Origin of the sequence: Pseudoclavibacter sp. JSM 162008, from assembly GCF_041366455.1 — a bacterium.
In the GTDB taxonomy this organism is placed as follows: Bacteria; Actinomycetota; Actinomycetes; order Actinomycetales; family Microbacteriaceae; genus Pseudoclavibacter.
This window is the reverse complement of sequence record NZ_JBEWYX010000010.1, coordinates 93,615-116,962: the sequence shown is the minus strand read 5'-3', so window position 1 is coordinate 116,962 and position 23,348 is coordinate 93,615. Positions and strand designations below refer to the sequence as shown.

General features: G+C 67.3%; 25 protein-coding genes and 1 tRNA gene. 16 read left to right on the top strand and 10 right to left on the bottom strand.

Annotated elements, in window-relative coordinates; genetic code table 11:
- The first annotated feature begins 14 nt into the window (after nt 1–14).
- The 4 genes from ABVF28_RS10395 to ABVF28_RS10380 all read left to right on the top strand — a co-directional run bounded on the left by ABVF28_RS10395 (nt 15) and on the right by ABVF28_RS10380 (nt 3,139).
- On the top strand, nt 15–545 hold the full coding sequence (locus ABVF28_RS10395) for a DUF501 domain-containing protein (protein WP_371030400.1): 531 nt from the start codon (nt 15–17) through the stop codon (nt 543–545).
- Between the two features lie 51 nt (nt 546–596).
- The gene (locus ABVF28_RS10390; RefSeq protein WP_104312350.1) at nt 597–2,123 is read left to right on the top strand and encodes an FAD-dependent oxidoreductase; all 1,527 of its coding nucleotides are present in this window, start codon (nt 597–599) and stop codon (nt 2,121–2,123) included.
- A 52-nt stretch (nt 2,124–2,175) separates the two neighbouring features.
- A tRNA-Leu gene (locus ABVF28_RS10385) sits at nt 2,176–2,250 on the top strand.
- 70 nt (nt 2,251–2,320) lie between these two features.
- Nucleotides 2,321–3,139, top strand: a complete 819-nt coding sequence (locus ABVF28_RS10380; protein ID WP_371030399.1) for a shikimate 5-dehydrogenase — start codon at nt 2,321–2,323, stop codon at nt 3,137–3,139.
- On the opposite strand, the gene ABVF28_RS10375 is transcribed toward ABVF28_RS10380, so the two are convergent.
- Nucleotides 3,136–4,614: an ATP-binding cassette domain-containing protein gene (locus tag ABVF28_RS10375; protein WP_371030398.1), complete on the bottom strand. Its 1,479-nt coding sequence runs from the start codon at nt 4,612–4,614 to the stop codon at nt 3,136–3,138. The genes ABVF28_RS10380 and ABVF28_RS10375 overlap by 4 nt on opposite strands.
- Before the next feature lie 501 nt (nt 4,615–5,115).
- On the opposite strand from ABVF28_RS10375, the gene ABVF28_RS10370 reads away from it, so the two are divergent.
- The 6 genes from ABVF28_RS10370 (at nt 5,116) to ilvA (ending at nt 10,345) form a co-directional block, all read left to right on the top strand.
- Nucleotides 5,116–5,484, top strand: a complete 369-nt coding sequence (locus ABVF28_RS10370; RefSeq protein ID WP_104312347.1) for a hypothetical protein — start codon at nt 5,116–5,118, stop codon at nt 5,482–5,484.
- Nucleotides 5,485–5,582: 98 nt separating this feature from the next.
- Complete coding sequence (gene lipB / locus ABVF28_RS10365; RefSeq protein ID WP_371030397.1) at nt 5,583–6,230, top strand: lipoyl(octanoyl) transferase LipB; 648 nt, start codon at nt 5,583–5,585, stop codon at nt 6,228–6,230.
- Nucleotides 6,227–7,219 carry a lipoyl synthase gene (gene lipA, locus ABVF28_RS10360; protein ID WP_371030396.1) on the top strand — a complete coding sequence of 331 codons (993 nt, stop codon included), beginning with the start codon at nt 6,227–6,229 and terminating at the stop codon, nt 7,217–7,219. The genes lipB and lipA overlap by 4 nt, the downstream gene beginning before the upstream one ends.
- 39 nt (nt 7,220–7,258) lie before the next feature.
- Nucleotides 7,259–7,828: a LemA family protein gene (locus tag ABVF28_RS10355; RefSeq protein ID WP_104312344.1), complete on the top strand. Its 570-nt coding sequence runs from the start codon at nt 7,259–7,261 to the stop codon at nt 7,826–7,828.
- 40 nt (nt 7,829–7,868) lie between these two features.
- Nucleotides 7,869–9,101, top strand: a complete 1,233-nt coding sequence (locus ABVF28_RS10350; protein WP_179556445.1) for an AI-2E family transporter — start codon at nt 7,869–7,871, stop codon at nt 9,099–9,101.
- The gene (ilvA, locus tag ABVF28_RS10345; RefSeq protein ID WP_179556446.1) at nt 9,098–10,345 is read left to right on the top strand and encodes a threonine ammonia-lyase; all 1,248 of its coding nucleotides are present in this window, start codon (nt 9,098–9,100) and stop codon (nt 10,343–10,345) included. The genes ABVF28_RS10350 and ilvA overlap by 4 nt, the downstream gene beginning before the upstream one ends.
- Before the next feature lie 91 nt (nt 10,346–10,436).
- Here the strand turns inward: ilvA and greA are convergent, their stop codons facing one another.
- Both greA and ABVF28_RS10335 read right to left on the bottom strand, forming a co-directional pair.
- A complete protein-coding gene (greA, locus tag ABVF28_RS10340; RefSeq protein ID WP_104253676.1) occupies nt 10,437–10,922 on the bottom strand; it encodes a transcription elongation factor GreA in 486 nt (161 codons plus the stop codon).
- 67 nt (nt 10,923–10,989) lie between these two features.
- A complete protein-coding gene (locus ABVF28_RS10335; protein WP_179556447.1) occupies nt 10,990–11,445 on the bottom strand; it encodes a DUF4307 domain-containing protein in 456 nt (151 codons plus the stop codon).
- A gap of 96 nt (nt 11,446–11,541) precedes the next feature.
- Between ABVF28_RS10335 and mca the strand changes: the two genes are divergently transcribed.
- Nucleotides 11,542–12,438, top strand: coding sequence for a mycothiol conjugate amidase Mca (mca, locus tag ABVF28_RS10330; protein ID WP_307852723.1), 897 nt, complete (start codon nt 11,542–11,544; stop codon nt 12,436–12,438).
- Nucleotides 12,435–12,806 (top strand): hypothetical protein, encoded by a 372-nt coding sequence (locus ABVF28_RS10325; RefSeq protein ID WP_371030395.1) that lies wholly within the window; start codon nt 12,435–12,437, stop codon nt 12,804–12,806. Before mca ends, ABVF28_RS10325 begins: the two co-directional genes overlap by 4 nt.
- A 10-nt stretch (nt 12,807–12,816) precedes the next feature.
- Here the strand turns inward: ABVF28_RS10325 and ABVF28_RS10320 are convergent, their stop codons facing one another.
- Nucleotides 12,817–13,560, bottom strand: a complete 744-nt coding sequence (locus ABVF28_RS10320) for a hemolysin III family protein (protein WP_371030394.1) — start codon at nt 13,558–13,560, stop codon at nt 12,817–12,819.
- A 70-nt stretch (nt 13,561–13,630) separates the two neighbouring features.
- Between ABVF28_RS10320 and ABVF28_RS10315 the strand changes: the two genes are divergently transcribed.
- The 3 genes from ABVF28_RS10315 to ABVF28_RS10305 all read left to right on the top strand — a co-directional run bounded on the left by ABVF28_RS10315 (nt 13,631) and on the right by ABVF28_RS10305 (nt 16,725).
- Nucleotides 13,631–14,407, top strand: coding sequence for an isoprenyl transferase (locus ABVF28_RS10315; protein WP_371030422.1), 777 nt, complete (start codon nt 13,631–13,633; stop codon nt 14,405–14,407).
- Nucleotides 14,408–14,665: 258 nt separating this feature from the next.
- Nucleotides 14,666–15,985 carry a PhoH family protein gene (locus ABVF28_RS10310; RefSeq protein WP_371030421.1) on the top strand — a complete coding sequence of 440 codons (1,320 nt, stop codon included), beginning with the start codon at nt 14,666–14,668 and terminating at the stop codon, nt 15,983–15,985.
- 110 nt (nt 15,986–16,095) lie between these two features.
- Entirely contained in the window at nt 16,096–16,725 is a 630-nt protein-coding gene (locus ABVF28_RS10305; RefSeq protein WP_179556452.1) for a prepilin peptidase, read from the top strand.
- 107 nt (nt 16,726–16,832) lie between these two features.
- Here ABVF28_RS10305 and ABVF28_RS10300 read toward each other — a convergent pair whose 3' ends face one another.
- The 6 genes from ABVF28_RS10300 to fbaA form a co-directional block, all read right to left on the bottom strand.
- Nucleotides 16,833–18,236 carry a class II fumarate hydratase gene (locus tag ABVF28_RS10300; protein ID WP_371030393.1) on the bottom strand — a complete coding sequence of 468 codons (1,404 nt, stop codon included), beginning with the start codon at nt 18,234–18,236 and terminating at the stop codon, nt 16,833–16,835.
- Nucleotides 18,237–18,295: 59 nt separating this feature from the next.
- The gene (locus ABVF28_RS10295) at nt 18,296–18,943 is read right to left on the bottom strand and encodes a DUF4245 domain-containing protein (RefSeq protein ID WP_371030392.1); all 648 of its coding nucleotides are present in this window, start codon (nt 18,941–18,943) and stop codon (nt 18,296–18,298) included.
- On the bottom strand, nt 18,943–19,167 hold the full coding sequence (locus ABVF28_RS10290) for an exodeoxyribonuclease VII small subunit (protein WP_371030391.1): 225 nt from the start codon (nt 19,165–19,167) through the stop codon (nt 18,943–18,945). The genes ABVF28_RS10295 and ABVF28_RS10290 overlap by 1 nt, the downstream gene beginning before the upstream one ends.
- 5 nt (nt 19,168–19,172) lie before the next feature.
- Nucleotides 19,173–20,453 (bottom strand): exodeoxyribonuclease VII large subunit, encoded by a 1,281-nt coding sequence (xseA, locus tag ABVF28_RS10285; protein ID WP_308807286.1) that lies wholly within the window; start codon nt 20,451–20,453, stop codon nt 19,173–19,175.
- Between the two features lie 172 nt (nt 20,454–20,625).
- Complete coding sequence (locus ABVF28_RS10280) at nt 20,626–21,072, bottom strand: DUF6264 family protein (RefSeq protein WP_371030390.1); 447 nt, start codon at nt 21,070–21,072, stop codon at nt 20,626–20,628.
- Nucleotides 21,069–22,094, bottom strand: a complete 1,026-nt coding sequence (gene fbaA, locus ABVF28_RS10275; RefSeq protein WP_104312330.1) for a class II fructose-bisphosphate aldolase — start codon at nt 22,092–22,094, stop codon at nt 21,069–21,071. The genes ABVF28_RS10280 and fbaA overlap by 4 nt, the downstream gene beginning before the upstream one ends.
- A gap of 232 nt (nt 22,095–22,326) precedes the next feature.
- Here fbaA and glpX point away from each other — a divergent pair, with 232 nt between their 5' ends.
- Nucleotides 22,327–23,259 (top strand): class II fructose-bisphosphatase, encoded by a 933-nt coding sequence (gene glpX / locus ABVF28_RS10270; RefSeq protein ID WP_244295971.1) that lies wholly within the window; start codon nt 22,327–22,329, stop codon nt 23,257–23,259.
- Nucleotides 23,260–23,348 lie beyond the last annotated feature (89 nt).

Below are 23,348 nucleotides of genomic sequence, written 5' to 3'. Positions count from 1 at the left end.
GCCGAAAGCGACCAATGCTCGAGTACTCAGAAGCCACCGAACGCGATCTCGACGTCATGCGCGAGCAGCTCGGCCGCCCCATGCGGGGGGTCGTCGGCATCGGCGCGCGCTGCGCGTGCGGCAACCCGACCGTCGTCGTCACCCGCCCGCGCCTTTCCGACGGCACGCCGTTCCCCACGCTCTACTACCTCTCCCACCCGGCCGCGACCATCGCCATGTCGCAGATCGAGGCAGACCAGATCATGCCAGAGATGCAGCAGCGCCTCAGCGAGGACGACGAGTTCCGGGCCGCCTACCTCGCCGCGCACGAGCGCTACCTGGCGGAGCGCGAATCCCTCGAGGTCGTCGAGGAGATCTCGGGCGTCACCGCGGGGGGCATGCCGACACGCGTCAAGTGCCTGCACGCGCTCGCCGCCCATTCGCTGGTCGCGGGGCCCGGTGTGAACCCGGTCGGCGACTGGGCCCTCGAGCTGTCAACGTGGTCACCGCAGCGCTGCGTGTGCGCCAACCCCGGTGATGCACTCACCGGTGATGTGCAGGAGTAGACTTGACAAGGTTTTCCTCGCCCAACCATCGCATGCAGGGAGTACAAGTACGTGACTAAGATTCTCATCGTTGGCGGAGGTTACGCCGGCTTCTACACGGCATGGCAGCTCGAGAAGCAGCTGAACCCGGGCGAAGCCCAGGTCACGGTTGTCGACCCACTGCCGTACATGACGTACCAGCCGTTCCTTCCCGAGGTCATCAGCGGAAACATCGAGCCGCGTCACGCGGTCGTCTCGCTGCGACGTCACCTCAAGCGCTCGCGTGTCATCACGGCTGAGGTCACGAACATCGACCACGCCACGAAGACGGCGACCATCACGCCTGAGATCGGTGAGCCCTACACGGTCAACTACGACATCATCGTGGTCACCGCGGGTGCTGTGTCGCGCACGTTCCCGATCCCGGGCATCGCCGACAACGCCATCGGCGTGAAGACGGTCGAAGAGGCCACGTGGATCCGCGACACGATGATCGACAATTTCAACAAGGCGTCGACGATGGCCCCCGGCCCGGAGCGCACGCGCCTCCTGACCTTCGTGGTCGTCGGCGGCGGCTTCGCCGGCATCGAGTCGTTCGCTGAGATGCGCTCGCTCGCGACCGCGCTGCTCGAGGACTACCCGTCGCTGCAGTTCGACGACGTGCACTTCCACCTCATCGAAGCCGCCGGGCGCATCATGCCCGAGGTCTCCGAGGACACGGCTCTCTGGGTCATCAAGAACCTCGCCGAGCGCGGCGCGACCGTGCACCTCAACACGCAGGTCACCTCTGCTGTCGACGGTGTCGTCGAGACGTCGGCCGGCGACAAGTTCCCCACGGACGTCATCGTCTGGACGGCTGGCGTCATGGCTGCTCCGATCATCAAGAGCAACAGCGACCTCCCCGTCGACGAGCGTGGACGCCTCCGCGCCCGCGCCGACCTCCGGGTCGAGGGCGACAACGGCATCGTGCAGGACGCCTGGGCGGCCGGCGACGTGTCCGCTGTCCCGGACCTCTCCGGTGGCGGAGTCGGCGGCTTCTGCGTGCCGAACGCGCAGCACGCGGTTCGCCAGGGCAAGCTCATGGCCTCGAACCTCGTCGCAACGCTTCGCGGCGGAACGCCGAAGGACTACTACCACGAGAACATGGGCGCGGTTGCCGGCCTCGGTATCGGCGTCGGCGCCTTCCAGTCGGGCACCTTCGCCCTGACCGGCGTGCTCGCCTGGCTCGCGCACCGCGGCTACCACGACCTCGCGATCCCGACCGTCGAGCGCAAGATCCGCGTCCTCACGGGCTGGATCAACAACTTCGTGCTCGGCCGCGACTTCGTTTCGCTCAGCGCCCGCGAGACGCCTCGCGCCGGCTTCGAGCGGTTCGCTTCGCGTCCCCGCCCGGCCGTCGCCGAGGCGAAGAAGGACGCGCCTGAGAAGCTCCCCGCGTCGAGCGAGCACGGCGGCGGCAAGCCCGCGGCGCCGTCGGACAAGCCGGCTGCTGACACGAGCGGCAAGAACGCTGCCGAGAAGGTCACGGCTGAGGCAGGTTCGGCCGCCCCCAAGCCCGCCGCCCGCTCGGCGAAGGCTCCCGCTGGCGACAGCAAGTAGCGACGCTCGTCGGGGCCGCCTCATCTCCGGATGCGGCGGCCCCGACGTGTACGCCCCACTAGCCCAATTGGCAGAGGCAGAAGACTTAAAATCTTTCCAGGTCAGGGTTCGAGTCCCTGGTGGGGCACTCCGCTGGTTCTCTGCGTGATTCGAGGTCCGCGTGGCAAGGCGGGCTTGTTGCGCGCCATACTGGCGTCATGCCGATTCTGAACAAGGACATGACCCTCTGCATCTCGCTCGCCGCCCGGCCGTCGAATCTCGGGACGCGCTTCCACAATTTTCTCTATGACGAGCTCGGCCTGAACTTCATCTACAAGGCCTTCACCACGGAGGACATCGAGGGTGCCGTTCGCGGAGTTCGTGCACTCGGTATCCGCGGCTGCTCGGTGTCGATGCCGTTCAAGGAAGCCGTCATCCCGCTCGTGGACGAGCTGGACGCGTCAGCGCTCGCGATCGAGTCGGTCAACACGATCGTGAACGACGGAGGAAAGCTCGTCGCCTCCAACACCGACTACGAAGCGATCGCCGCTCTCATCGCGGAGCACGACATCCGCCCGTCGCTGCCCGTCGTCGTGCGCGGGGCGGGCGGCATGGCGAAGGCCGTCGTGGCCGCGTTCCGGGATGCGGGCTTCGCGGATGTCACGGTCGTCGCGCGCAACGAGACGACAGGCTCCGCGCTCGCCGAGAAGTACGGCTTCCGGTGGCAGGCCGCCGACCCGTCGCCTGGCCCGTTCGCCCTCGTCAACGTCACCCCGCTCGGCATGACGGGTGCCGACGAGGGGGCGCTGTCATTCAGCGAGGAGCACGTTGCCGCAGCCGAGCTCGTCTTCGATGTCGTCGCGTTCCCCGCGGAGACCCCGCTCATCCGCCTCGCACGTGCTCGTGGAGTCCCCGTGATCACGGGCGCGGCCGTGGCTGCCCTGCAGGCCGCGCGGCAGTTCGAGAAGTACACGGGGACCACGATCACCGCCGATCAGGTGGAGCGTGCCGCCGCATTCTCGCGGCAGGCCATCTAGGCGGTGATCGCTGCTCGGCGTCCGACGCGCTCAGGCCGCTGGGCACCGAGCATCGCGTGCACGATCATGTCCTCGTCGAGCAGCTCGGAGCGGCCTTCGAGCGCAGTGCGTCCGTTGGCGAGGACCACGACCCGGTGGCTCCACTGCAGGAGCTCCGTCATGTCGGTGCCGAGGAACACCACCGCGGTGCCGGTCTCGGCGAGGCTGTGGAGGAACGCGAACACGGACCGTCTGGCACCGACGTCGACGCCCTGCGTCGGGTGCGCCAGCACCAGGACGCTGCCGCCGCGTTCCACGGCGCGGATGAACTCGGCTTTCTGCTGATCGCCGCCGGAGAGCTCATCGAGCGCGGCGTGGATGTTCGTCGTATTGATGCGCAGACGGTGCACCAGGTCGATCATCTTCCGAGCCCGCGTGATCTCGGCGCTGAGCGAGCTGTCGGCCGGGTCGACGCCCTGGCTGAGGCTCCGGTCCGAGTCGAACGAGGGAACGGCGTCCGGGAGGAAGCTCACTCCGTGCGCTTCCGCGGCCCCTGACTCCGTCAGATCGACCGGCTCGCCGAACAGCTCCACGTGACCTTGCCCGGGGTGCTGGGCGCCGCCGAGGATCTCGATGAGCTGGCGGACGCCCGAGTCGTGTGTGCCGGTGATGCCGACGACCTCGCCTTGGCGGACATGCAGATCGACGCCGTGCAGAAGCTGGCCGTCTCCGACGCCGAAGGCAGCGAGTGCCGCGCGATGAGCGTCATCGGCGGCGACCGCGAGCGTCGCATCGGATTCCGGCAGCTCGCCCAGGAGCATGATCGTGAGCTCTTCCGAGCTGAGTCCCGCGATGGGGGTGTCGATGGCGATCCTGCCCTCGCGGAGCACGAGAACACGGTCGACGATGGACTGCACCTCGTCCATCCGGTGCGTGATGTAGAGGATGCCGCGTCCTTGCCCGGCAAGCTGGCGCAGGACCCGGTGGAGCAGCGCGATCTCGTGATCTGCGAGCGTGACGGCCACCTCGTCGATCACCACGAGCTGTGCCTCCTCGGCGAGCATGCGCACGACCTCGACGAGCGCGCGTCGACCACGATCGAGCTCGCTGACCATGGCGCAGAGGTCCAGCTCGGCACCGGTCTGGTCGAGCAGCTCGGTCGCGCGTTCGAGGACCTCCTCGTGCGCTTCGCCCGCCCGGTAGGTGTTCCGGAAGAGCGCCTGCGCAACCGTCAAGCCGGTCGGCGGTTCCGCGTTCTGCGTGATGACGCCGACTCCGCATGCCTGCGCTTCGTCGAGCGACTCCGGCGCGTACGGCTCGTCGCCGAGAATCATGGTTCCGGAATCGAGCTGGTGTCGTCCGACGAGCGTGTTGACGAGCGTGCTCTTCCCGGCCCCGTTGACCCCGATCAGGCCGACGATCTGACCTCGGTACAGGGTGAGGTCGATGTCTCGAAGTACGTGCCGGTTGCCGTACGAAGCGGTCGCATCAGTCATATGCACAAGAGTGTCCATCGTTCCCCCTCGATAGCTCTGCGACGCGTGATTCTGGGATCGACAACGCGCCGTTCGTCCGCCCCCTCCGCAGCGAACTGCGAACTCGGACGAGCCAAATCTATACGATCGCTGACCTCTGCCGCGTGTTTCTGGGGTCCAGGTGTACGTTATGGTCATGTCGGCTGCCGTCGGCAGCCAACACCGACTGGATCTTCGATGCGGCTGAGGTTTGACGTGCGGACACCCGATTCACTGCCATGGTGGCGGCGCTTCCTGGGCCTGGCTGCCGCGGATGTCACGGCCGGGTCTGGAGCTGCGACTGCTGCGGAGCATTCTCCGGGACGCATGAACGATGGCTCGGATGCGTTGGGGAATCTGGTCGGCAAGGGGGAGTCGGACGACGAAACTGCTTCGGAATGGACGATAACGCAGGACGATCTTTCGCCTGCCGTTCCTGAAGGTGTGGAGTCGGCGACTCGAAACGCAAAGGGGAAACACCACATGAGTTCACTCGACGAAGCCATCAGGCAGCTGCTCAGCATCGAGGGCGCCACCGGCGCTGCGATCGTCGACTATGCCAGCGGCATGGCGCTCGCGCAGGGCGGCAATCCGTCCTTCGACCTCGGCATCGCGGCCGCCGGCAACTCCAACGTCGTGCGGGCGAAGCTCGCGACGATGAGCGAGCTCGGCGTCACCGACGAGATCGACGACATCCTGATCACGCTGAGCTCGCAGTACCACCTGATCAACGTGCTCAACACGCAGGGGTCGAACGGCCTGTTCATCTACCTCGTGCTGAGCCGTACGAGCGCGAACCTGGCGCTGGCGCGGCACAAGCTGAAAGCGGTCTCGTCGCAGATCGCGGTGTGACGGCCGGCGACGGGCGCGCGGAGGGGTGACCAATGGTCGCCCCTCTTTGCGCCGAGCAACGTTCTTGTACTGCGTCCACAATATGCGACACTGGTGCCATGATGCATGTGCTGACACCGGGATTCGGGCCAGAGGCCGTCGAGTACGCCGAGGCGTTCGGGATGCAGCGCGCGCTGCACGCCGAGCGGGTCGCCGGTTCGCGCGCTGACACGGTCGTCCTGCTCGAGCACCCGAGCGTCTACACCGCCGGGCGGCTGACACGGGCCAGTGAGCGTCCCGTGGACGGGACACCGGTCGTTGATGCAGACAGGGGCGGCCGTCTGACCTGGCACGGGCCGGGCCAGCTCGTCGGGTATCCGATCGTGCGGCTTCCGGAGCCGATCGATGTCGTGGCGCACGTCCGTCGGCTCGAGGTGGCGCTCATCGAGCTGATCGGCGAACTCGGCGTCGTCGGCCGCCAAGTGGCCGGACGGTCGGGAGTTTGGGTGGGACCTGAGGATGCACCTCGGAAGATCGCCTCGATCGGCGTCCGCGTGGTCGAGGCGTGCACCATGCACGGCTTCGCCCTGAACTGCTCGAACGAGCTCGAGCCGTTCCAGCGCATCGTGCCGTGCGGGATCAGCGACGCAGGCGTCACCTCCCTGAGCGTGGAGCTCGGACGGGTGGTCACGCCGGCTGAGATCGCCCCACGAGTCGCCGAGCTGCTCACCGAGCACCTCGTCATCCGAAACGAGGTCGCGGCATGACGATCAAGCCCGAGGGGCGGAAGCTGCTCCGTGTCGAGGCGCGCAACGCGGCGACGCCGATCGAGCGCAAGCCGGAGTGGATCAAGACGAGAGCCAGGATGGGGCCCGAGTTCACGAGGGTCTCCGAGCTTGTGAAGGAGGGCGGCCTGCACACGGTCTGCCAGGAGGCAGGCTGCCCCAACATCTACGAGTGCTGGGAAGACAGAGAAGCCACGTTCCTCATCGGGGGATCGCAGTGCACGCGCCGGTGCGACTTCTGCCAGATCGACACGGGCAAGCCAGCTGAGTACGACACCGACGAGCCGCGGAGGGTCGCTGAATCGGTGACCGCGATGGGGCTTCGCTACGCGACGGTGACGGGCGTCGCGCGAGATGACCTGCCTGACGAAGGTGCATGGCTTCATGCGGAGACCGTGCGGCGCATCCACGCCGACAACCCGGCAACAGGCGTCGAGATCCTCGCGACGGACTTCTCCGGAAACCCGGAGCTGCTCGCGGAGGTCTTCTCGTCGCGGCCGGAGGTGTTCGCACACAACGTCGAGACCGTGCCGCGGATCTTCAAGCGCATCCGCCCCGCGTTCCGCTATGAGCGGTCGCTCGGCGTCATCACCCAGGCGAGGAACGCGGGCCTCGTCACGAAGTCCAATCTGATCCTCGGCATGGGGGAGGAGCGCCATGAGATCGAGCAGGCGCTCGCCGACCTCCGCGAAGCCGGCTGCGACATCATCACGCTCACGCAGTACCTGCGCCCCAGCCCACGACACCTGCCGGTGGCCCGGTGGGTGAAGCCGCAGGAGTTCGTCGAGCTGAAATCGGTCGCCGAGGAGATCGGCTTCCTCGGCGTCCTGGCCGGCCCGCTCGTGCGGTCCTCGTACCGTGCGGGGCGCCTGTGGGCGCAGGCTGCTCGGCGCCGGGGGATGCCCATCCCCGAGCACCTGCGGCACCTCGCGGAGTCGGCGTCCAGTGAATTCGCTCAGGCGGTGAGCTGACCCCGCCGCCTCGCAGTCGATGCGGGATACCATTCCGGCATGCTCGAAGTCTGGATCGCCGTCGGAGCCGTGCTCCTCATCGTCATTGCCATCGCCGTGTACGCGGTCGCCACGAGCCGCGCGTTGAAGCGGCTGCAGACGCGCGTGGATGCAGCCTGGACTGACATCACCGCGCAGCTCGTTGCCCGCGAGGAGCTCCTGCCGCAGCTCGAGAGCAGCGTGCGGACGTTCGCGACGCACGAGGACAAGGCCTTCGCCGCGTTCGCCGAGGCGCGTCAGGTCAGCTCGCAGGCGCAGACCCCTGAAGAAGTGAGCGCCGCAGAGAACGGGGTGCAGGGCGCGCTCCGCGGTCTCTTCGCCGCCGCAGAGGCCTACCCACAGCTGCAGGCGAGTCGGGAGTTCCTGCAGCTGCAGTCCGACCTCGTCGACGTGGAGAACCGCATTCAGGCATCGCGTCGCTTCTACAACGGAGGCGTTCGCGAGTACAACACCAAGGTCAAGGTGTTCCCCAACAATCTCGTCGCCGGCCCGCTCCATTACGAGCAGCGCTCGTTCTTCGAGGTGGCCGACCGTGCCGCCATCTCGCAGCCCCCTCGGGTGCAGTTCTAGTGGCACCGACGCGCCCGCGGGCGCTCCTAGTATTGAGCCTATGACCGAACGAGACCTCGACGAGACGACCGCCACGGCGGCCTCGGCGAGAACCGGCTCCACACTGGCGCAGAACCCCTCGCCAGCGCTGCGCAACGAGAGCGAAGACGAACTCGTCCCACGCGGTCTTCGCATCGGCGCCGCCTGGGCCTGGCGCAGCGTGGCCATCCTGCTCGCACTCATCCCGCTCGGCTGGCTCGTGACCCAGGCGTCGCTGCTCGTCATCCCCCTGCTCGTGGCCGCGCTGCTCGCATCGCTGCTGGCCCCACTCATGAAGTGGCTGGTGGGGAGCGGGCTGCCGCGCTGGGCCGCGCTCATCCTGTCGCTCATCGTGCTGCTGGTCGCCATCGGCACCCTCATCACGCTGGTCATCAGCCAGTTCGCGCAGGGGTTCAACCTCGACCTCGGAAAGCTCGAGGCGCAATACCAGCTGGCCCTGCAGTTCCTCAGGGACTCCCCGCTGCACGTCACCGAGGAACAGGTCGATGCGGGGCTGAGCGAGATCGTCGGCTGGGTGCAGTCGAACGTCAACTCCATCGCGTCGCAAGCGGTCTCGGTCGGGTCGAACGTCGCCGCCTTCCTCGCGGGGACGCTCGTCACCGCGTTCGCGCTGATCTTCTACCTGCTCGACGGTCGCAGCATCTGGCTCTTCATCGTGTCGATCTTCCCGAAGAAGGCGCGCGCCGCCATCGACGGAGCGGGGCAGCGTGGGTGGATCTCCGTGGGCCACTACGTGCGCGTGCAGGTGCTGGTCGCCCTCATCGATGCTGTCGGCATCTACCTGGGCGCCGTCATCCTCCAGGTGCCGTTCGCGCTGCCGATCGGCGTCATCGTGTTCCTCGCCTCGTTCGTGCCCTACATCGGAGCGATCTCGGCGGGCACGATCGCCGTCGCGGTCGCCCTGGCGTACAACGGCTTCCTCAACGCCCTCATCATGCTGATCGTCGTCGTCGCCGTCATGCAGATCGAGTCGCACATCCTGCAGCCGCTGATCATGGGCAGCGCCGTCAAGCTGCATCCGCTCGCCGTGCTGCTGTCGGTGAGCGCCGGAACCATCTTCGGCGGCATCGCCGGTGCCGTCTTCGCGGTCCCGCTCGTCGCCGCGGGCAAGGTCATGGTCCAGTACATCTCGCGGGGCTCCTGGCGAGACGAACCCGACCCGACCAAGCTCACCAAGCCCCCAACACCGCAGCGCGAGAAGTCGCAGCGCGAACAGAAGGCAAGCACGGTATGACCGCTCCCATCATCACGCTGGACCAGATCGTCGCGGCACGCGAAATCGTGCGGCAGGTCATCTCGCAGACGCCCATCGACTCGGCACGCTTCCTGTCGGAGAAGCTCGGCTCGCCTGTGCTGCTCAAGTGCGAGAACATGCAGCGCACCGGGTCGTACAAGATCCGCGGCGCCACGTACCGCCTCTCGCAGCTGAGCGAGGAGCAGCGGTCTCGCGGAGTCGTGGCGGCCTCGGCAGGAAACCATGCGCAGGGCGTCGCGTTCGCTGCGCGAGAGCTCGGCATCAAGGCGACCATCTTCATGCCAGTAGGCGTGCCCCTCCCCAAGCTGCAGGCCACGCGCGGATACGGCGCCGACGTGGTCCTGACCGGTGTCAACGTCGCCGACGCTCTGGTCGCTGCGAAGCAGTTCGCGGTCGACACGGGAGCGGAGTTCATCCACCCGTACGACCACGCCGACATCATCACGGGGCAGGCCACGCTCGCGCTCGACATCCTCGAGCAGGCACCCGACGTCGACACGATCATCGTGCCCATCGGCGGGGGCGGCCTCATCTCGGGCGTCAGCGTCGCGGCGTCGCTCCTCGGCGAGCAGCGTGGTCGGCCGATCCGCATCATCGGCGTGCAGGCCGCGAACTCCGCGCCCTTCCCGGTCTCACTCGAGGCGGGCTACCCGGTGAAGATCCAGGCGCGACCGACGATCGCCGACGGCATCGCCGTCGACGTGCCAGGGGACATCACGTTCGAGGTCGTCCGCAACCTCGTGGATGAGGTGGTCACGGTCTCCGAGGACGACATCTCGCGGGCGATCCTGCTGCTCGTCGAGCGCGCCAAGCTCGTCGCCGAGCCAGCCGGGGCGACTGCCGTCGCGGCGATCCTCGCCGGCAAGATCAAGGACGCGGGCACGACCGTCGCGATCCTCTCGGGCGGCAACATCGACCCGCTCATGCTCGAGAAGGTGCTGAGCCGCGGCCTCGCCGCATCCGATCGCTACCTGAAGCTCGTCATCGAGCTGCAGGACGTTCCGGGTCAGCTCGCGCTCATCGCGAAGACCATCAGCGAGGTCAACGCGAACGTGGTCGAAGTCCTGCACACACGCCACAACAAGGGCCTGCAGGTGAGCCACGTCGAGCTCGAGGTCTCCGTCGAGACGCGCGGCACCGAGCACTCCCATCAGGTGATGGATGCGCTTCGCGCGCTCGGCTACCAGCCGCGCACGAGCCGGGACGCGGCTCCGATGCCGTGACCCGAGCATCCGGCGCGCAGCCCTGACACAGAAGAGGACCTCCCACGGGAGGTCCTCTTCTGCTGCACCGCGTGCGCGCTGCGGCTGGCGCCTACGGGTGGAAGGTCTCGACCTCGACGATCTCGACGTCGATGGAGTTGCCGTTCGGCGCCTCGTAGCTGGTGGATGCGCCGACTGCGAGGCCCAGGATGGAAGCCCCGAGCGGGCTCTCACCCGAGTACACGCGCAGCTGCGTCTGCGAGGCCATCTCGCGGCTGCCGAGGAGGAACTTCTGCTCCTTGCCGCCGATCTTGGCCGTCACGACCGTTCCGGTCTCGACGATGCCGGATGCTTCCGGCGCTTCGCGGACCTCGGAGTTCTTCAGCATCGTCTCGAGCTGGTTGATGCGGGCCTCGATCTTGCCCTGCTCGTCCTTCGCCGCGTGGTAGCCGGCGTTCTCCTTGAGGTCGCCGTCTTCGCGCGCCTCTTCGATGCGCTTGGCGATCTCTTCACGACCGTTCACGGCGAGCTCGTCGAGCTCCGCCTTGAGCCGGTCATACGTCTCCTGGGTGAGCCAGGTCACCGATGGGTTAGCCATGCTGGAACTCCTTGTGCAGCCGGATACGACCAAAGCCCTGACGCGAGTCAGGGCCTCAGTCACCATTCTACGGCAACCAGCATTCCTTCACCAAAGCCGTCGTGCCGGCCTTCGTCGTCCGGACCTGGACATTCAGCACTTGGGACGCCTCGTCGGTGGGTGGGACGTCCACGACGTCCCAGCCGACGACTGCCTGCTGCTCGTCGCGGATCTCGATGGCGCAGGTCACCTCGGTGCCTGCCGGGGCCGTGATGCGGTAGTCGAAGCTCACGTTCGCGTCGTCCAGGATGGAGAACCGGACGGTGTCGGCGCGGATCGCCGAGGAGGAGACCGGGCCGACGGTCGTCGTCGCCCAGAATGCGACGACCGCGATGACGAAGATGCCGACCACCATCCAGATCCAGCGTTCCGGCTTCTTCTCGGAGCGGGGGGCGCGCGCGCCATATCGATCGACGAGATCAGCGCGGGATGCGAGGTCGGCTGCGGGGGTGGCCGCGGCGACGGTTTCGCGTTCAGCTGACACTGGGGGTTCCTCTCGGCGGGAGGGCGTGCACGGCCAGAAACTGGCGGCCGCGCGAGATAGGCTCTCTACCTAGGTTAACGTTCCACGAGGAGACCAGTGACACTTCGACTGATGGCGGTCCACGCCCATCCCGATGACGAGTCCAGCAAGGGTGCAGCGACCTACGCCGCGTACCGTGCGAGGGGTGCCGAGGTCATGGTGGTCAGCTGCACCGGTGGCGAGGCTGGCGACATCCTCAACCCGGGGCTCGAATCCGTCTTCCACGCGCAGCGTGACCTCGCGGGCCTCCGCCGCGTCGAGATGGCCGCCGCGCAGGAGTTCCTCGGCGTCGAGCACCGCTGGCTCGGGTACGTCGACTCCGGGATGGCGTCGGAAGACGGCTCGCTGCCCGTGAACTCGTTCGCGAGCATCCCACTCGACATCTCCGCGCGGCCGCTGCTGCGCCTCGTCCGTGAGTTCCGCCCGCACGTGCTCGTCACGTACGACGAGAATGGCGGCTACCCGCACCCAGACCACATCCGCACGCATGACGTCTCCATGCGCGTCTGGCGCGAGTCCGGACTCGCCTCGCACCCCGAGCTCGGCGCACCCTGGCGCATCTCGAAGCTCTACTACGACCGCACCATGAACGGCAAGCGGGCGGACAGCCTCCTGCAGCACATCAAGGGACTCGACCCGGAGTCGCCGCTCCTCGAGCGCCTCGAGCAGATGCTCGCCTGGATGCGCGACAAGCCCAGCAACGTCACGACCCAGATCCAGATCGACGAGTTCTTCGACGCCCGCGACTCGGCCCTGCGTTCGCACGCCAGCCAGGTGGCGCCGGATAGTGGCTTCTTCGCGATTCCACGCGACATCGAGGCGGCGGCCTACCCGTACGACGACTTCGAGCTGGTGGACTCACGCGTTGATGCGCCGACGCCGGAGACCGACCTGTTCAGCGGTGTCGACGAGCGCAATGACGACAAGCAGCGCTCCCCGGGGGCTTCCGCGTGATGCTCGTCGCGCAGGCCCAGACCTGGATGCTGACACTCGCCGCGACCGCGCCGACGCCGGGGGAGGAACTGCCTTTCAACCCGGATGACGTGACCCCGGGCCCGCTCGGCTTCTTCGTCTTCATCTTCGTCGCGGTCGCGACCGGACTGCTCGTGATGGACCTCATCCGCCGGACGAGCCGCGTCCAGGCGAGAGCGCGCATCCGCGAGCAGCTGCAGGCCGAGGTCGCTGCGGGCAAGGCCGCGGACGCTGCGGCCGCTGCGGGGCCGGCAGGCTCGGGCGCCGTGGCGACGGGAGATGCCCACCCGGACGGACAGGCCGCACCGGACGCAGAGCAGGCCGCAGGCGAGAAGAAGATCGCCGACTAGGTCCGTCCGGTCAGCCGGTGAAGACCGGCGGGTCGATGCACAGCAGCAGGATGCCCGTCCACTGGCTCAGGAACGCGAGCACCGTGAAGACATGGAACAGCTCGTGGAAGCCGAAATGGCCCGGCCAGAAGTTCGGACGCCTGAGCGCGTAGAAGACCGCGCCGACGGTGTAGAAGAGACCTCCGACGACGATGAGCACCACCGTCGCCACGTTGACAGCCGCGATATCGCCGAGGTACGCGACGGCCGCCCACCCGAGTGCGATGTACAGCGCCACGTAGAGCCAGCGCGGCGCGCCGATCCAGAACACGCGGAAGCAGATGCCGAGCAGCGCGGCGACCCAGACGACTGCGAACAGCGGCCACCCCTTCTCCGGTGGCAAGGCGACGAGCGCGATGGGCGCGTACGTCCCCGAGATGAGCAGGAAGATGTTGGCGTGGTCGAAGCGCTTGAGCGCGACACGAGCCTTCTCGCTCCAGTTGAAGCGGTGGTAGAGCGCTGAGATGCCGAACAGCAGCCACGAGCAGAGCGCGTAGAGCGCGCAGGCGAGCTTCGCGGTGGTGCCCTCGGCGAGCACGATGAGCACGATGCCGGCAACGACCGACACGGGAAGCGTGCCGGCGTGCACCCAGCCGCGCCAGGACGGTTTCGCCTCCACGACGGGAGCTCCCGACTCTGCCTCGAGCACCGGCAGGTGCACCGTAGGCTCCGGCCCCGGGTCGAGTTCATCGTCTGCGTGATGTTCTGAAGCCACCCTCGAACTCTACGCGGCCTCGTGCACGTGTATCCGACCCGGGGTCCGGTACGTTGGCTGAACCATGTCGATGATTCCCACCAGCTTGCGGAGCTTCCTGTACGGGCTGTACACGAGGCGTCTGCGTCGATCTCTGCACGGACGTCCCAAGCCGAAGCACGTCGCGATGATCATCGACGGCAACCGGCGCTGGGCCAGGCAGCTCGGCCTGCGCGACGCCGCGCAGGGGCACGCGGCGGGCGCGGCCAAGATGATGGAGTTCCTCGCCTGGTGCGACCGGGAGGGAGTGCAGGTCGTCACGCTCTACCTGCTCTCGAACGACAACCTCAAGAACCGCAGCAGCGAGGAGCTCGACGCCCTCATCGACATCATCGAGAAGCTCGCGGTGCAGATCGCCGACAACGCGCGCTGGCGAGTGCACCACGCGGGGTCCTCGGAGCATCTCCCAGCCGGGCTCGGGGCGACGCTCGAGCGCCTGCAGCGCGACACGGCCCAGCGCCGTGGCATGCACGTGAACCTTGCCGTGGGGTACGGAGGCCGCAGCGAGATCGTCGACGCGATGCGGCGGATCGTGCGAGCGCACGCAGCAGACGGGGGCGATGTCGCCGCACTCGCGGACATCCTCACCCCCGATCTCATCGCGGAGCACCTCTACACAGGCGGGCAGCCAGACCCCGACCTCGTGATCCGCACCTCGGGTGAGCAGCGGCTCAGCGACTTCATGCTGTGGCAGTCGGCCCACTCGGAGTTCTACTTCGTCGAGGCGCTCGGGCCGGACCTACGAGAGGTCGATTTCCTGCGCGCCCTGCGCGACTTCGCTTCGCGCCAACGCCGCTACGGACAGTAGCGGCCGCGCTCCCAGACACGAGCCAAGATTTAACGTTCGCCTGCGCGTGGCGTGCGCGGCATCGTCGTACGTTAATGCCATCAGGTACGGTGCCTGATCGAAACGGCCACAGGTTCCCGAAGTTCGTTTCACCCTACCGAGTGCCCCTGTGGTCGGAACGTAACCCAACGACGAGCGAGAGCTTGGCGAAGGAGCGGAACTGCCGTGACACCCGCACAGCGCAACACCGACCACCTCGAGAACGAGGAAGGGAGCGCCGTGCACGTCGCGGTTCCCGACACCGCGACCTCGACCCGCACCTACGTGCTCGACACGTCGGTGCTCCTCAGCGATCCGAGGGCCCTGTTCCGTTTCGCGGAGCATGCCGTCGTCATTCCCGTCGTCGTCATCACGGAGCTCGAGAAGAAGCGGCACGACCCGGAGATCGGGTACTTCGCACGCCAGGCGCTCCGGTTCCTCGATGAGCTGCGCATCAAGCATGAGCGCCTCGACTTCCCGATCGCCATCGGGGAGGCCGGAGGCACGTTGCGAGTCGAGCTCAACCACTCGAACATGAGCGTGCTGCCCAGCGGGATGCAGCTCGGAGACAACGACACGCGCATCCTGGCGGTCGCGCAGAACCTGGCTGGCGAGGGGCTCGCGGTCACCGTCGTCTCCAAGGACCTGCCGATGCGCGTCAAGGCGTCGGCGATCGGCCTCGCCGCTGAGGAGTATCGGGCCGAGTTGGCTCGCGACACCGGCTACACGGGGGTCGCCGAGATCTCGCTCGGGGCGGACGAGCTCGACACGCTGTACACCGACGAGACGGTCGCGACCGGGGCCGTCGACGAGCTGCCCGTCAACACGAGCCTCGTGATCCACTCGGATCGCGGCTCCGCGCTCGGACGCGTGTCGGGGAAGGGCGCCGTCCGACTTGTGCGGGGCGATCTGGATGTGTTCGGCGTGCACGGGCGTTCGGCGGAGCAGCGTCTCGCCATCGACCTGCTCCTCGATCAGTCGATCGGCATCGTGTCGCTCGGCGGACGCGCGGGTACTGGGAAGAGTGCCCTCGCCCTGGCCGCGGGCCTCGAGTCAGTCCTCGAACGCGGGCTGCACCGGAAGATCATGGTCTTCCGCCCGCTCTTCGCGGTGGGCGGGCAGGAGCTCGGCTTCCTGCCCGGCGACCAGGGCGAGAAGATGAACCCTTGGGGGCAGGCGGTCTACGACGCCCTGTCGGCGATCGTCTCCGAGAACGTCATCGACGAGGTCATGGATCGTGGCATGCTCGAGATCCTCCCTCTCACGCACATCCGCGGGCGGTCGCTCCACGACGCCTTCGTGATCGTGGATGAGGCGCAGTCGCTCGAACGGAACGTGCTGCTCACGATGCTCTCGCGCATCGGCAAGAACTCGCGCGTGGTGCTCACCCACGATGTCGCTCAGCGCGACAATCTGCGCGTCGGTCGGCATGATGGCGTCGCCTCGGTGATCGAGACGCTCAAGGGGCACAAGCTCTTCGCCCACATGACGCTGACGAGGTCCGAGCGCAGCGACATCGCCGCGCTGGTCACCGAGCTGCTGGGTGACTACGAGGTGTGACGCTGCGGACGGGCGCGGGGACTGCCCGGATTGCACTTCGGGCAGCGCCCACGCCCTCGATCCTGTGGATAACTTCTGCGCGGCACGAGTGTGGTGACTAGCGTTCTGGCATGGCAGAGAGAGCAAGGGGGAGCTCTTCTGCCGTGACGAGGCTGGGCTCCGCGCGCGAACACGGGGGAGCGCGGGGCCCGGCCTCTTCGTCACGGCGGTGGAGCTTCGGGGAGTTGCTGTGCGTTGGCGCCCTGGTCGGCGTGGCGGTCGCCGCGGCGGTTGCGGGGCGGCTCGGCGAGCTCCCGGTGATGGTCGCGCTCGCGATCGTCACGCCCCGTCTCGTCGTCACTGACGTGAGGGAGCACCGACTGCCGAATCCGCTCGTGGTGTTCGCCGCGCTTGGCCTGCTCCTCGCGTGCTGCCTCGACTGGCTCCTCACCGGGAGCCTCGACCTGGTGGCGATCGTCATCGGCGTGCTGGTCGGAGCTGTGCTCCTGCTCTGCTCCGTGCTCGGCGGGCTGGGCATGGGCGACGTGAAACTCGGGGCCGTCCTCGCGGCCGCGGCGGCTCTGGTGCACCCGTCCCTCGCCGCTCTCCTTGTCTTCCTCGCCGTCCTGTTCGGGGGACTGCAGAGCATCGTCGTGCTCGCCTGCACCCGCGATCGGCGGCGGAGCATCGCGCTCGGGCCGGCGCTGCTCGCCGGTTACTGGCTCCCCGTGACGTGGCTGGCCGTGTCCGGGCCGGTGTGACCGCCACGCGCTTGCGACGGCGCCCGCCCGCTTGAGGACAGCACCGGGGGATGACAGCAATGACCCGCCGTGTCGCCACGGCGGGTCATTGCTGCGCAGACGCGCGCTTACAGGTTCGGCGAGGTCATGCTGAGCACGTCGAGCTTCTCGTCGAGCTGCTCTTCCGTGATGTCGCCACGCTCGACGTAGCCGAGGTCGATGACGGCCTGGCGGACGGTGACCTTGTTGGCAACGGAGTACTTCGCGATCTTCGCGGCGGCCTCGTACCCGATGATGCGGTTGAGCGGAGTGACGATCGACGGGGAGGACTCGGCCAGGGCGCGAGCGCGCTCTTCGTTGGCGACGAGGCCATCGACGGTCTTGTCAGCGAGCACGCGGACGCTGTTCGCGAGGAGACGGATGGACTCGAGCAGCGCGGTTCCCATGACGGGGATCTGCACGTTCAGCTCGAACGAACCAGAGGCTCCTCCGAAGACGATGGCCGCGTCGTTGCCGATGACGCGCGATGCCACCATGAGGACCGCCTCTGGCACGACCGGGTTGACCTTGCCCGGCATGATCGAGGAGCCCGGCTGCAGGTCGGGGATCAGGATCTCGCCGAGGCCCGTGTTCGGCCCGGATCCCATCCAGCGGAGGTCGTTGTTGATCTTGATGAGGCTCACCGCGATCGTCCGCAGCGCGCCCGAGGCTTCGACGAGGCCGTCACGCGCGCCCTGTGCCTCGAAGTGGTCGAGCGCCTCGGTGAGGGGGAGCTTCGAGTTCTCGGCCAGCTCGGCGATGACCTGCTGCGAGAACCCGGCCGGGGTGTTGATGCCGGTGCCCGTCGCGGTTCCACCGAGGGGGACTTCGGCGACGCGTGAGATCGTCGACTGCACGCGCTCGATGCCGAGGCGGATCTGCCTGGCGTAGCCGGCGAACTCCTGGCCGAGCGTGACCGGGGTCGCATCCATGAGGTGCGTGCGGCCGGCCTTCACGGTGGTCGCCCACTGCTGGGCTTTGCGCTCGAGGGCTTCAGCGAGGTGCTCGAGACCGGGGACGAGGTTGTTGAGCAGCGCGTCCGTGACGGCGACGTGCACCGACGTCGGGAACACGTCATTCGACGACTGCGAGGCGTTCACGTGGTCGTTCGGGTGAACGGTCTCCCCGAGGCCTCGTGTGGCGAGGGTCGCGAGGACCTCGTTGATGTTCATGTTCGACGAGGTGCCAGAGCCGGTCTGGTAGACGTCGATCGGGAACTGATCGAGGTGCTCTCCGTCGATGATCTGCTGTGCGGCGGCCACGATGGCGTCGGCCACGGGCTGCTCGATGATGCCGAGCTTGGCGTTCACGATCGCGGCGGCGCGCTTGATGCGTGCGAGGGCGATGATCTGGCCCGGTTCGAGGCCCGCACCGGAGATGGGGAAGTTCTCGACGGCGCGCTGAGTCTGCGCAGCGTAGAGGGCGTTCTTGGGAACGCGGACCTCGCCCATCGTGTCGTGCTCGATGCGGTACTCGTCTTGATTTTCCACCACGTTGTGTGACCTTTCCAGGTAGCCGATCTCTGTAGAGGCCAGCCTACCGAGTACTGGCCTCAGCCGAGGTCGGCAGCGACGAGCTCTGCCAGTTTCGTGACGGTCTCCGGCTTGTTGTTGCCGTAGACGAGGTAGGCCTGGTCGCCCTGCTCGTGGACGAGCATGTAGGCACGGTTGCCGGCGTCCTCCGGGCTCAGGTTCGTCGCGTCGTACTCGATCCAGTCGAGGCCGCCGACCTGCACGGTGCCCGTCGGCGTGCGCTCGCGCGTTGCGTCGAGCAACCAGGTCGGGTTGACGCCGATGCCCTGGCTCAGCCCCACGTACTCCGTCGGGGCATCCTTCGGGCCGACGAGGAAGCCGATGTACCACTCGCTCACGCCGTCGGCGCTCGTGCGGATCTCGGCCTCGTTCGCGGTCCAGTCTGCCGGGACCTGCGGCACGACGAGCGGCTCGGCGAAGTCGCCCTGCGCGCTCTCGGCCTCCGAGGCGAAGTCGACGTCGAAGGACACCGGCGTCTCGTTGCGCGGAACGATGGCGACGATGAAGACAACGAGGCCGAGCGAGACGAGGAGCGAGTAGACGAGATTGTTGATCGTCTTGCGCTTGCGGTACAGGCGCGAGGACTCGGCCTTCCGCGCGAAGGTCTCTTCCGGAGTCTCGGGGCGACCGAGCTCCGCGACGATCGCGGGTTGCTTCTGCTTGGCCATCAGGACTCGTCGGTGTCGTCGGTGCGCCGGCGTGCCGCCTCGAGGCGTTTGCGTGCGCCGAGCAGCCACGACTCGCAGTGCGCCGCGAGCTGCTCGCCGCGCTCCCAGAGCTTGAGTGAGGCCTCGAGCGAGGCACTGCCCTGTTCGAGCTGGCTCACGACGGAGATGAGCTCGTCGCGTGCCTGCTCGTAGCTGAGCTCTGCGATGTCGGACTGTTCCTGCATGGTGGTCATTCTACGTTCGCCTCCGTTGCGCCATTCGAGGCGCCGGTCGTGATGATGGGCTCGCCGCCGAGGGACGAGGCCGTGATGCGGCCGTCAGCCGTGCGGATACGGAGCTCGGCGGATGCTGGGGCGTCCTGCCAGGCCGTGACGAGTGTGCGAGCGGCGCCGTCGACGCGCTCGACGATCGAGTATCCGCGCTCGAGCGTGCCCTGCGGGGAGAGGCCGCGCAGATGGCGGGCCAGCGACTCGAGCTTGTCCTGTTCTCGGTCGAGGCGACGGGTGATGAGCTCTTCGCCGCGCTGCGAGGCGCGCATGAGCTCCTCGCCGCGCTGGTCGATGATCCAGGACGGGTTGGCGAGCGCCGGGCGAGACACGAGGGACTCGAGGGCATTCGACTCGCTGCGAACGCGGTCGACGATGCGTTGCAGGATTCGGGACCTTGCCTGCTGGACTCCGGCGAGTTCCTCCGCCACGTCTGGCACGACCCGCTTGGCGGCGTCCGTCGGGGTGGAGGCTCGGAGATCGGCGACATCGTCGAGGATCGGTCGATCGGCTTCGTGGCCGATGGCGCTGACGACGGGTGTCGAGAGCTCGGAGACGAGCCGCACGAGGCTCTCGTCGCTGAAGGGGAGGAGGTGCTGGAAGTCGCCACCGCCTCGCGCGACGATGATGACATCGACCTCTGGGTCTGCGTCGAGCTGCAGCAATGCGGCCGAGACCTCGGCGACCGTGCGCTCGCCCTGCACGGAGGTGTGGATCGTGCGGAACTGCACTGCTGGCCAGCGGAGCTCCGAGTTGCGTCGCACGTCCTTCTCAGCGTCGGACTCTCGCCCCGTGATGAGTCCGATGGTGCCGGGCAGGAAGGGGAGAGCCTGCTTGCGGCCATCGGCGAAGAGGCCCTCGGCGGCCAGCTGCTTGCGGAGCCGTTCGAGCCGTTCGAGGAGGTCGCCGAGTCCGACGTGCCGCAGGTCGGAGACTTGCATCGAGAGCGTGCCGCCTTTGACCCAGAAGTCTGGTTTGACGCTCGCGATGACGCGGTCGCCTTGCTTGAACTCGCCGTCGAGACGCTGGACGACGCTGCGCCAGGCGGTCACCGAGAGCGTGGCGTCCGCGTCGAGGTCCTTGATCTTGCCGTAGGCGTGCCCGCCTCGGATGCTCCAGCCGGTGAGCTCGCCCTCGATCCAGACGGAGCCGAGGCGCGCGATCCAGTCTCGAACGAGTTCGGAGACGACGCTGACCGGCCAGGGTGCATCCGGTGTCGACTTCGGGGGCTGGATGACGACCACGTGCCTCTTTCGGAGATCTGGGCTGTCCCGCGCGGATGCGATCGGGACTGCGCATCAGGACCGAGAAACTCGGCCCTGGCTTGCGATATCGAGGATATCGCGTGCCAGGGCCGAGTTCTCGTGCCTGTGGAGAGCGCCACCGCGCTCTTCGGTGGCTGCCGGGCGTGTCGCGTCAGGTGGACGTCGGCGTCGCGGTTGGCAGTGCGCCGCTCGAGAGCGCCTGGAGCAGCTCTCCGTGAAGCAGGATCGCAGTCAACGTGAGGCCGAAGATCGTGATCAGGGTGACGACGGCGCCGATGATGGGAATCCACATGGCGCGCTTGCCTGCTTTCCAGCGGATGAGCGTGAGGTACAGCGTGAGCGCGTAGATTGCGGGAAGCACGAGGATCGCCGTCGTGGACAACACGCCGAGTCCTTCAGGCCGGACGTAGTCGCTGATCCCGAAGTCCTCGTAGAGCAGGGCCATCTGGCCCGCCAGCGAGTTCTCCGTGAACGTCGTCATGTTCAGGATCGTGGCGACGAGGCCGAGCACCAGGAACCCGATGCCGAGGAAGCGGTCGTTCTTGCGTTTCGCTTCCTGCACCGTGTCCTGCTGCTCGGCTCCCGGCGTCACACTCACGCCGCTGAGTGACCGAACGAGCCGAGCTGCTTGGTGGCCTCGACGACGCGAGCCGCCATGGCGGACTCGGCCTTCTTGCCCCACGAGCGGGGGTCGTAGACCTTCTTGTTACCGACTTCCCCGTCGATCTTGAGGAAGCCGTCGTAGTTCTTGAGCACCGTGTCGGCGACCGAGCGGCTGAACGCGTACTGCGTGTCCGTGTCGATGTTCATCTTGATGACGCCGTTGCGCACTGCCTCGGCGATCTCTTCGTCGGTGGATCCCGAGCCGCCGTGGAAGACGAGGTCGAGCGGCTTGGCTCCGGTGCCGTACTTCTCAGCCAGGCCCGCCTGGATCTCCGCGAGGAGTTCAGGACGGAGCTTGACGTTGCCGGGCTTGTAGACGCCGTGGACGTTGCCGAACGTGAGCGCAGCCATGTAGCGGCCACGGTCGCCGAGACCGAGGGCTTCGACGGTCGCGATCGCGTCATCGAGCGTCGTGTACAGGTGCTCGTTGATCTCGTGCGCGACGCCATCTTCTTCGCCGCCGACGACACCGATCTCGACCTCGAGGATCTGGTTGTTGGCCTGGGTGAGCTTGAGGATCTTCGAGGCGATCTCGAGGTTCTCAGCGAGCGGCACAGCTGAGCCGTCCCACATGTGCGACTGGAAGATCGGCTCGCCGCCGCGCTTGATCTGCTCGGCGGATGCCTCGAGGAGCGGGTAGACGAATCCGTCGAGCGCATCCTTCGGGCAGTGGTCGGTGTGGAGTGCGACCGTGATGGGGTAGTTCTTCGCGACCTCGTGTGCGAATGCGGCCATGGCCAGCGCGCCGGAGGCGCGTGCCTTCACGGACTGGCCGGCGAAGTAGTCGGCGCCCCCCGTCGTGACCTGGAGGATGCCGTCAGAGCCGGCTTCGGTGAGACCCTGGAGGACGGAGTTGATGGTCGACGAGCTGGAGACGTTAATCGCGGGGTACGCGAAGCCGCCTTCCTTGGCTCGGTTCAGCATCTCGGCGTACTGGTCCGGTGTTGCGATGGGCATGTGTGCTCCTTCAGCGCTTGGAACTTACGCGTGAAGTCTAGCCAGGGCCGCCGACTTTCTCCGAGCGCGCGTACTAGGGTTGGGAACTGGATAGCGCGGAGCGATGGTGTCGTGTGATTGCTCGGCGAGAACGTCCACAACGCCAGCGAAAGGGACCCCTGTGACCTCGACTTCCGCCACTCCGACTCCTGAGCACGGGCAGCTCTTTGCGAACCCGGACCGCAACCTCGCTATGGAGTTGGTGCGCGCAACCGAGGCCGCTGCCATCCGAGCGACGCCGTTCATCGGGCGAGGCGACAAGAACGCTGCCGATGGCGCCGCGGTCGATGCCATGCGCAAATTCCTTTCGACCGTCGACTTCGCCGGCGTGGTCGTCATCGGCGAGGGTGAGAAGGATGAAGCCCCGATGCTGTTCAACGGCGAGCAGGTCGGCAACGGTCAGGGCCCTGACTGCGACATCGCGGTCGACCCGATCGACGGGACGAGCTTGACCGCCGCCGGGCGCCAGAACGCGTTGAGCGTCATCGCCGTGGCTGACCGCGGTTCGATGTACAACCCGAAGGATCTCTTCTACATGGAGAAGATCGTGACCGGCCCCGAGGGGGTCGGTGTCATCGATCTCGCTCGCCCGATCGGCGAGAACATCCGCGCGCTGTCGAAGGCGAAGAACAAGCCGGTCGAGGACATGGTCATCGCTGTGCTCGATCGACCTCGCCACGAAGAGCTCATCAACGAGATCCGCGAGGCCGGAGCAGGGACGCAGCTCATGCTCGACGGTGATGTAGCTGGCGGCATCAACGCGGCGCGGGGCACCGGGCGCATCGACATGTGCGTCGGCATCGGCGGAACGCCGGAGGGCATCATCACCGCCTGCGCGATCAAGGCCCTGGGCGGCGTGCTCCAAGGCCGCTGGTACCCGCGCAATGCTGAGGAGCGTGAGCGGGCGATCGCTGCTGGACACGATCTGGATGCGGTGCTCACGCAGGACGATCTGGTCCGCACGGAGAACACCTACTTCGTGGCCACGGGTGTGACTGACGGTGGTCTGTGCGCGGGTGTCCGCCGGGTCGGCAACCGCATCATGACGGATTCGGTTGTGCTCCGTTCGCGTTCGGGCACGGTCCGCAGAGTCACGGCTGAGCACCTCGCCGATAAGTGGCTCTGACCCGGGTGTCTCTCTGACACATTCGCTGTTCTTCGGATGCTCCGCCCGACACCAGGCCGGTGAAGCACCCGGGGGCAACGATGTCTCGT

Excerpts from the sequence above, each read along its gene's own strand:
- ABVF28_RS10290 (WP_371030391.1), bottom strand. The coding sequence starts at position 19,167 with ATGCAGGAACAGTCCGACATCGCAGAGCTCAGCTACGAGCAGGCACGC.
- ABVF28_RS10395 (WP_371030400.1), top strand. The coding sequence starts at position 15 with ATGCTCGAGTACTCAGAAGCCACCGAACGCGATCTCGACGTCATGCGC.
- ABVF28_RS10380 (WP_371030399.1), top strand. The coding sequence starts at position 2,321 with ATGCCGATTCTGAACAAGGACATGACCCTCTGCATCTCGCTCGCCGCC.
- greA (WP_104253676.1), bottom strand. The coding sequence starts at position 10,922 with ATGGCTAACCCATCGGTGACCTGGCTCACCCAGGAGACGTATGACCGG.
- ABVF28_RS10375 (WP_371030398.1), bottom strand. The coding sequence starts at position 4,614 with ATGACTGATGCGACCGCTTCGTACGGCAACCGGCACGTACTTCGAGAC.
- ABVF28_RS10355 (WP_104312344.1), top strand. The coding sequence starts at position 7,259 with ATGCTCGAAGTCTGGATCGCCGTCGGAGCCGTGCTCCTCATCGTCATT.
- ABVF28_RS10370 (WP_104312347.1), top strand. The coding sequence starts at position 5,116 with ATGAGTTCACTCGACGAAGCCATCAGGCAGCTGCTCAGCATCGAGGGC.
- lipA (WP_371030396.1), top strand. The coding sequence starts at position 6,227 with ATGACGATCAAGCCCGAGGGGCGGAAGCTGCTCCGTGTCGAGGCGCGC.
- ABVF28_RS10295 (WP_371030392.1), bottom strand. The coding sequence starts at position 18,943 with ATGGCCAAGCAGAAGCAACCCGCGATCGTCGCGGAGCTCGGTCGCCCC.
- glpX (WP_244295971.1), top strand. The coding sequence starts at position 22,327 with ATGGAGTTGGTGCGCGCAACCGAGGCCGCTGCCATCCGAGCGACGCCG.
- fbaA (WP_104312330.1), bottom strand. The coding sequence starts at position 22,094 with ATGCCCATCGCAACACCGGACCAGTACGCCGAGATGCTGAACCGAGCC.
- ABVF28_RS10315 (WP_371030422.1), top strand. The coding sequence starts at position 13,631 with ATGATTCCCACCAGCTTGCGGAGCTTCCTGTACGGGCTGTACACGAGG.
- ilvA (WP_179556446.1), top strand. The coding sequence starts at position 9,098 with ATGACCGCTCCCATCATCACGCTGGACCAGATCGTCGCGGCACGCGAA.
- lipB (WP_371030397.1), top strand. The coding sequence starts at position 5,583 with ATGATGCATGTGCTGACACCGGGATTCGGGCCAGAGGCCGTCGAGTAC.
- ABVF28_RS10305 (WP_179556452.1), top strand. The coding sequence starts at position 16,096 with ATGGCAGAGAGAGCAAGGGGGAGCTCTTCTGCCGTGACGAGGCTGGGC.
- ABVF28_RS10350 (WP_179556445.1), top strand. The coding sequence starts at position 7,869 with ATGACCGAACGAGACCTCGACGAGACGACCGCCACGGCGGCCTCGGCG.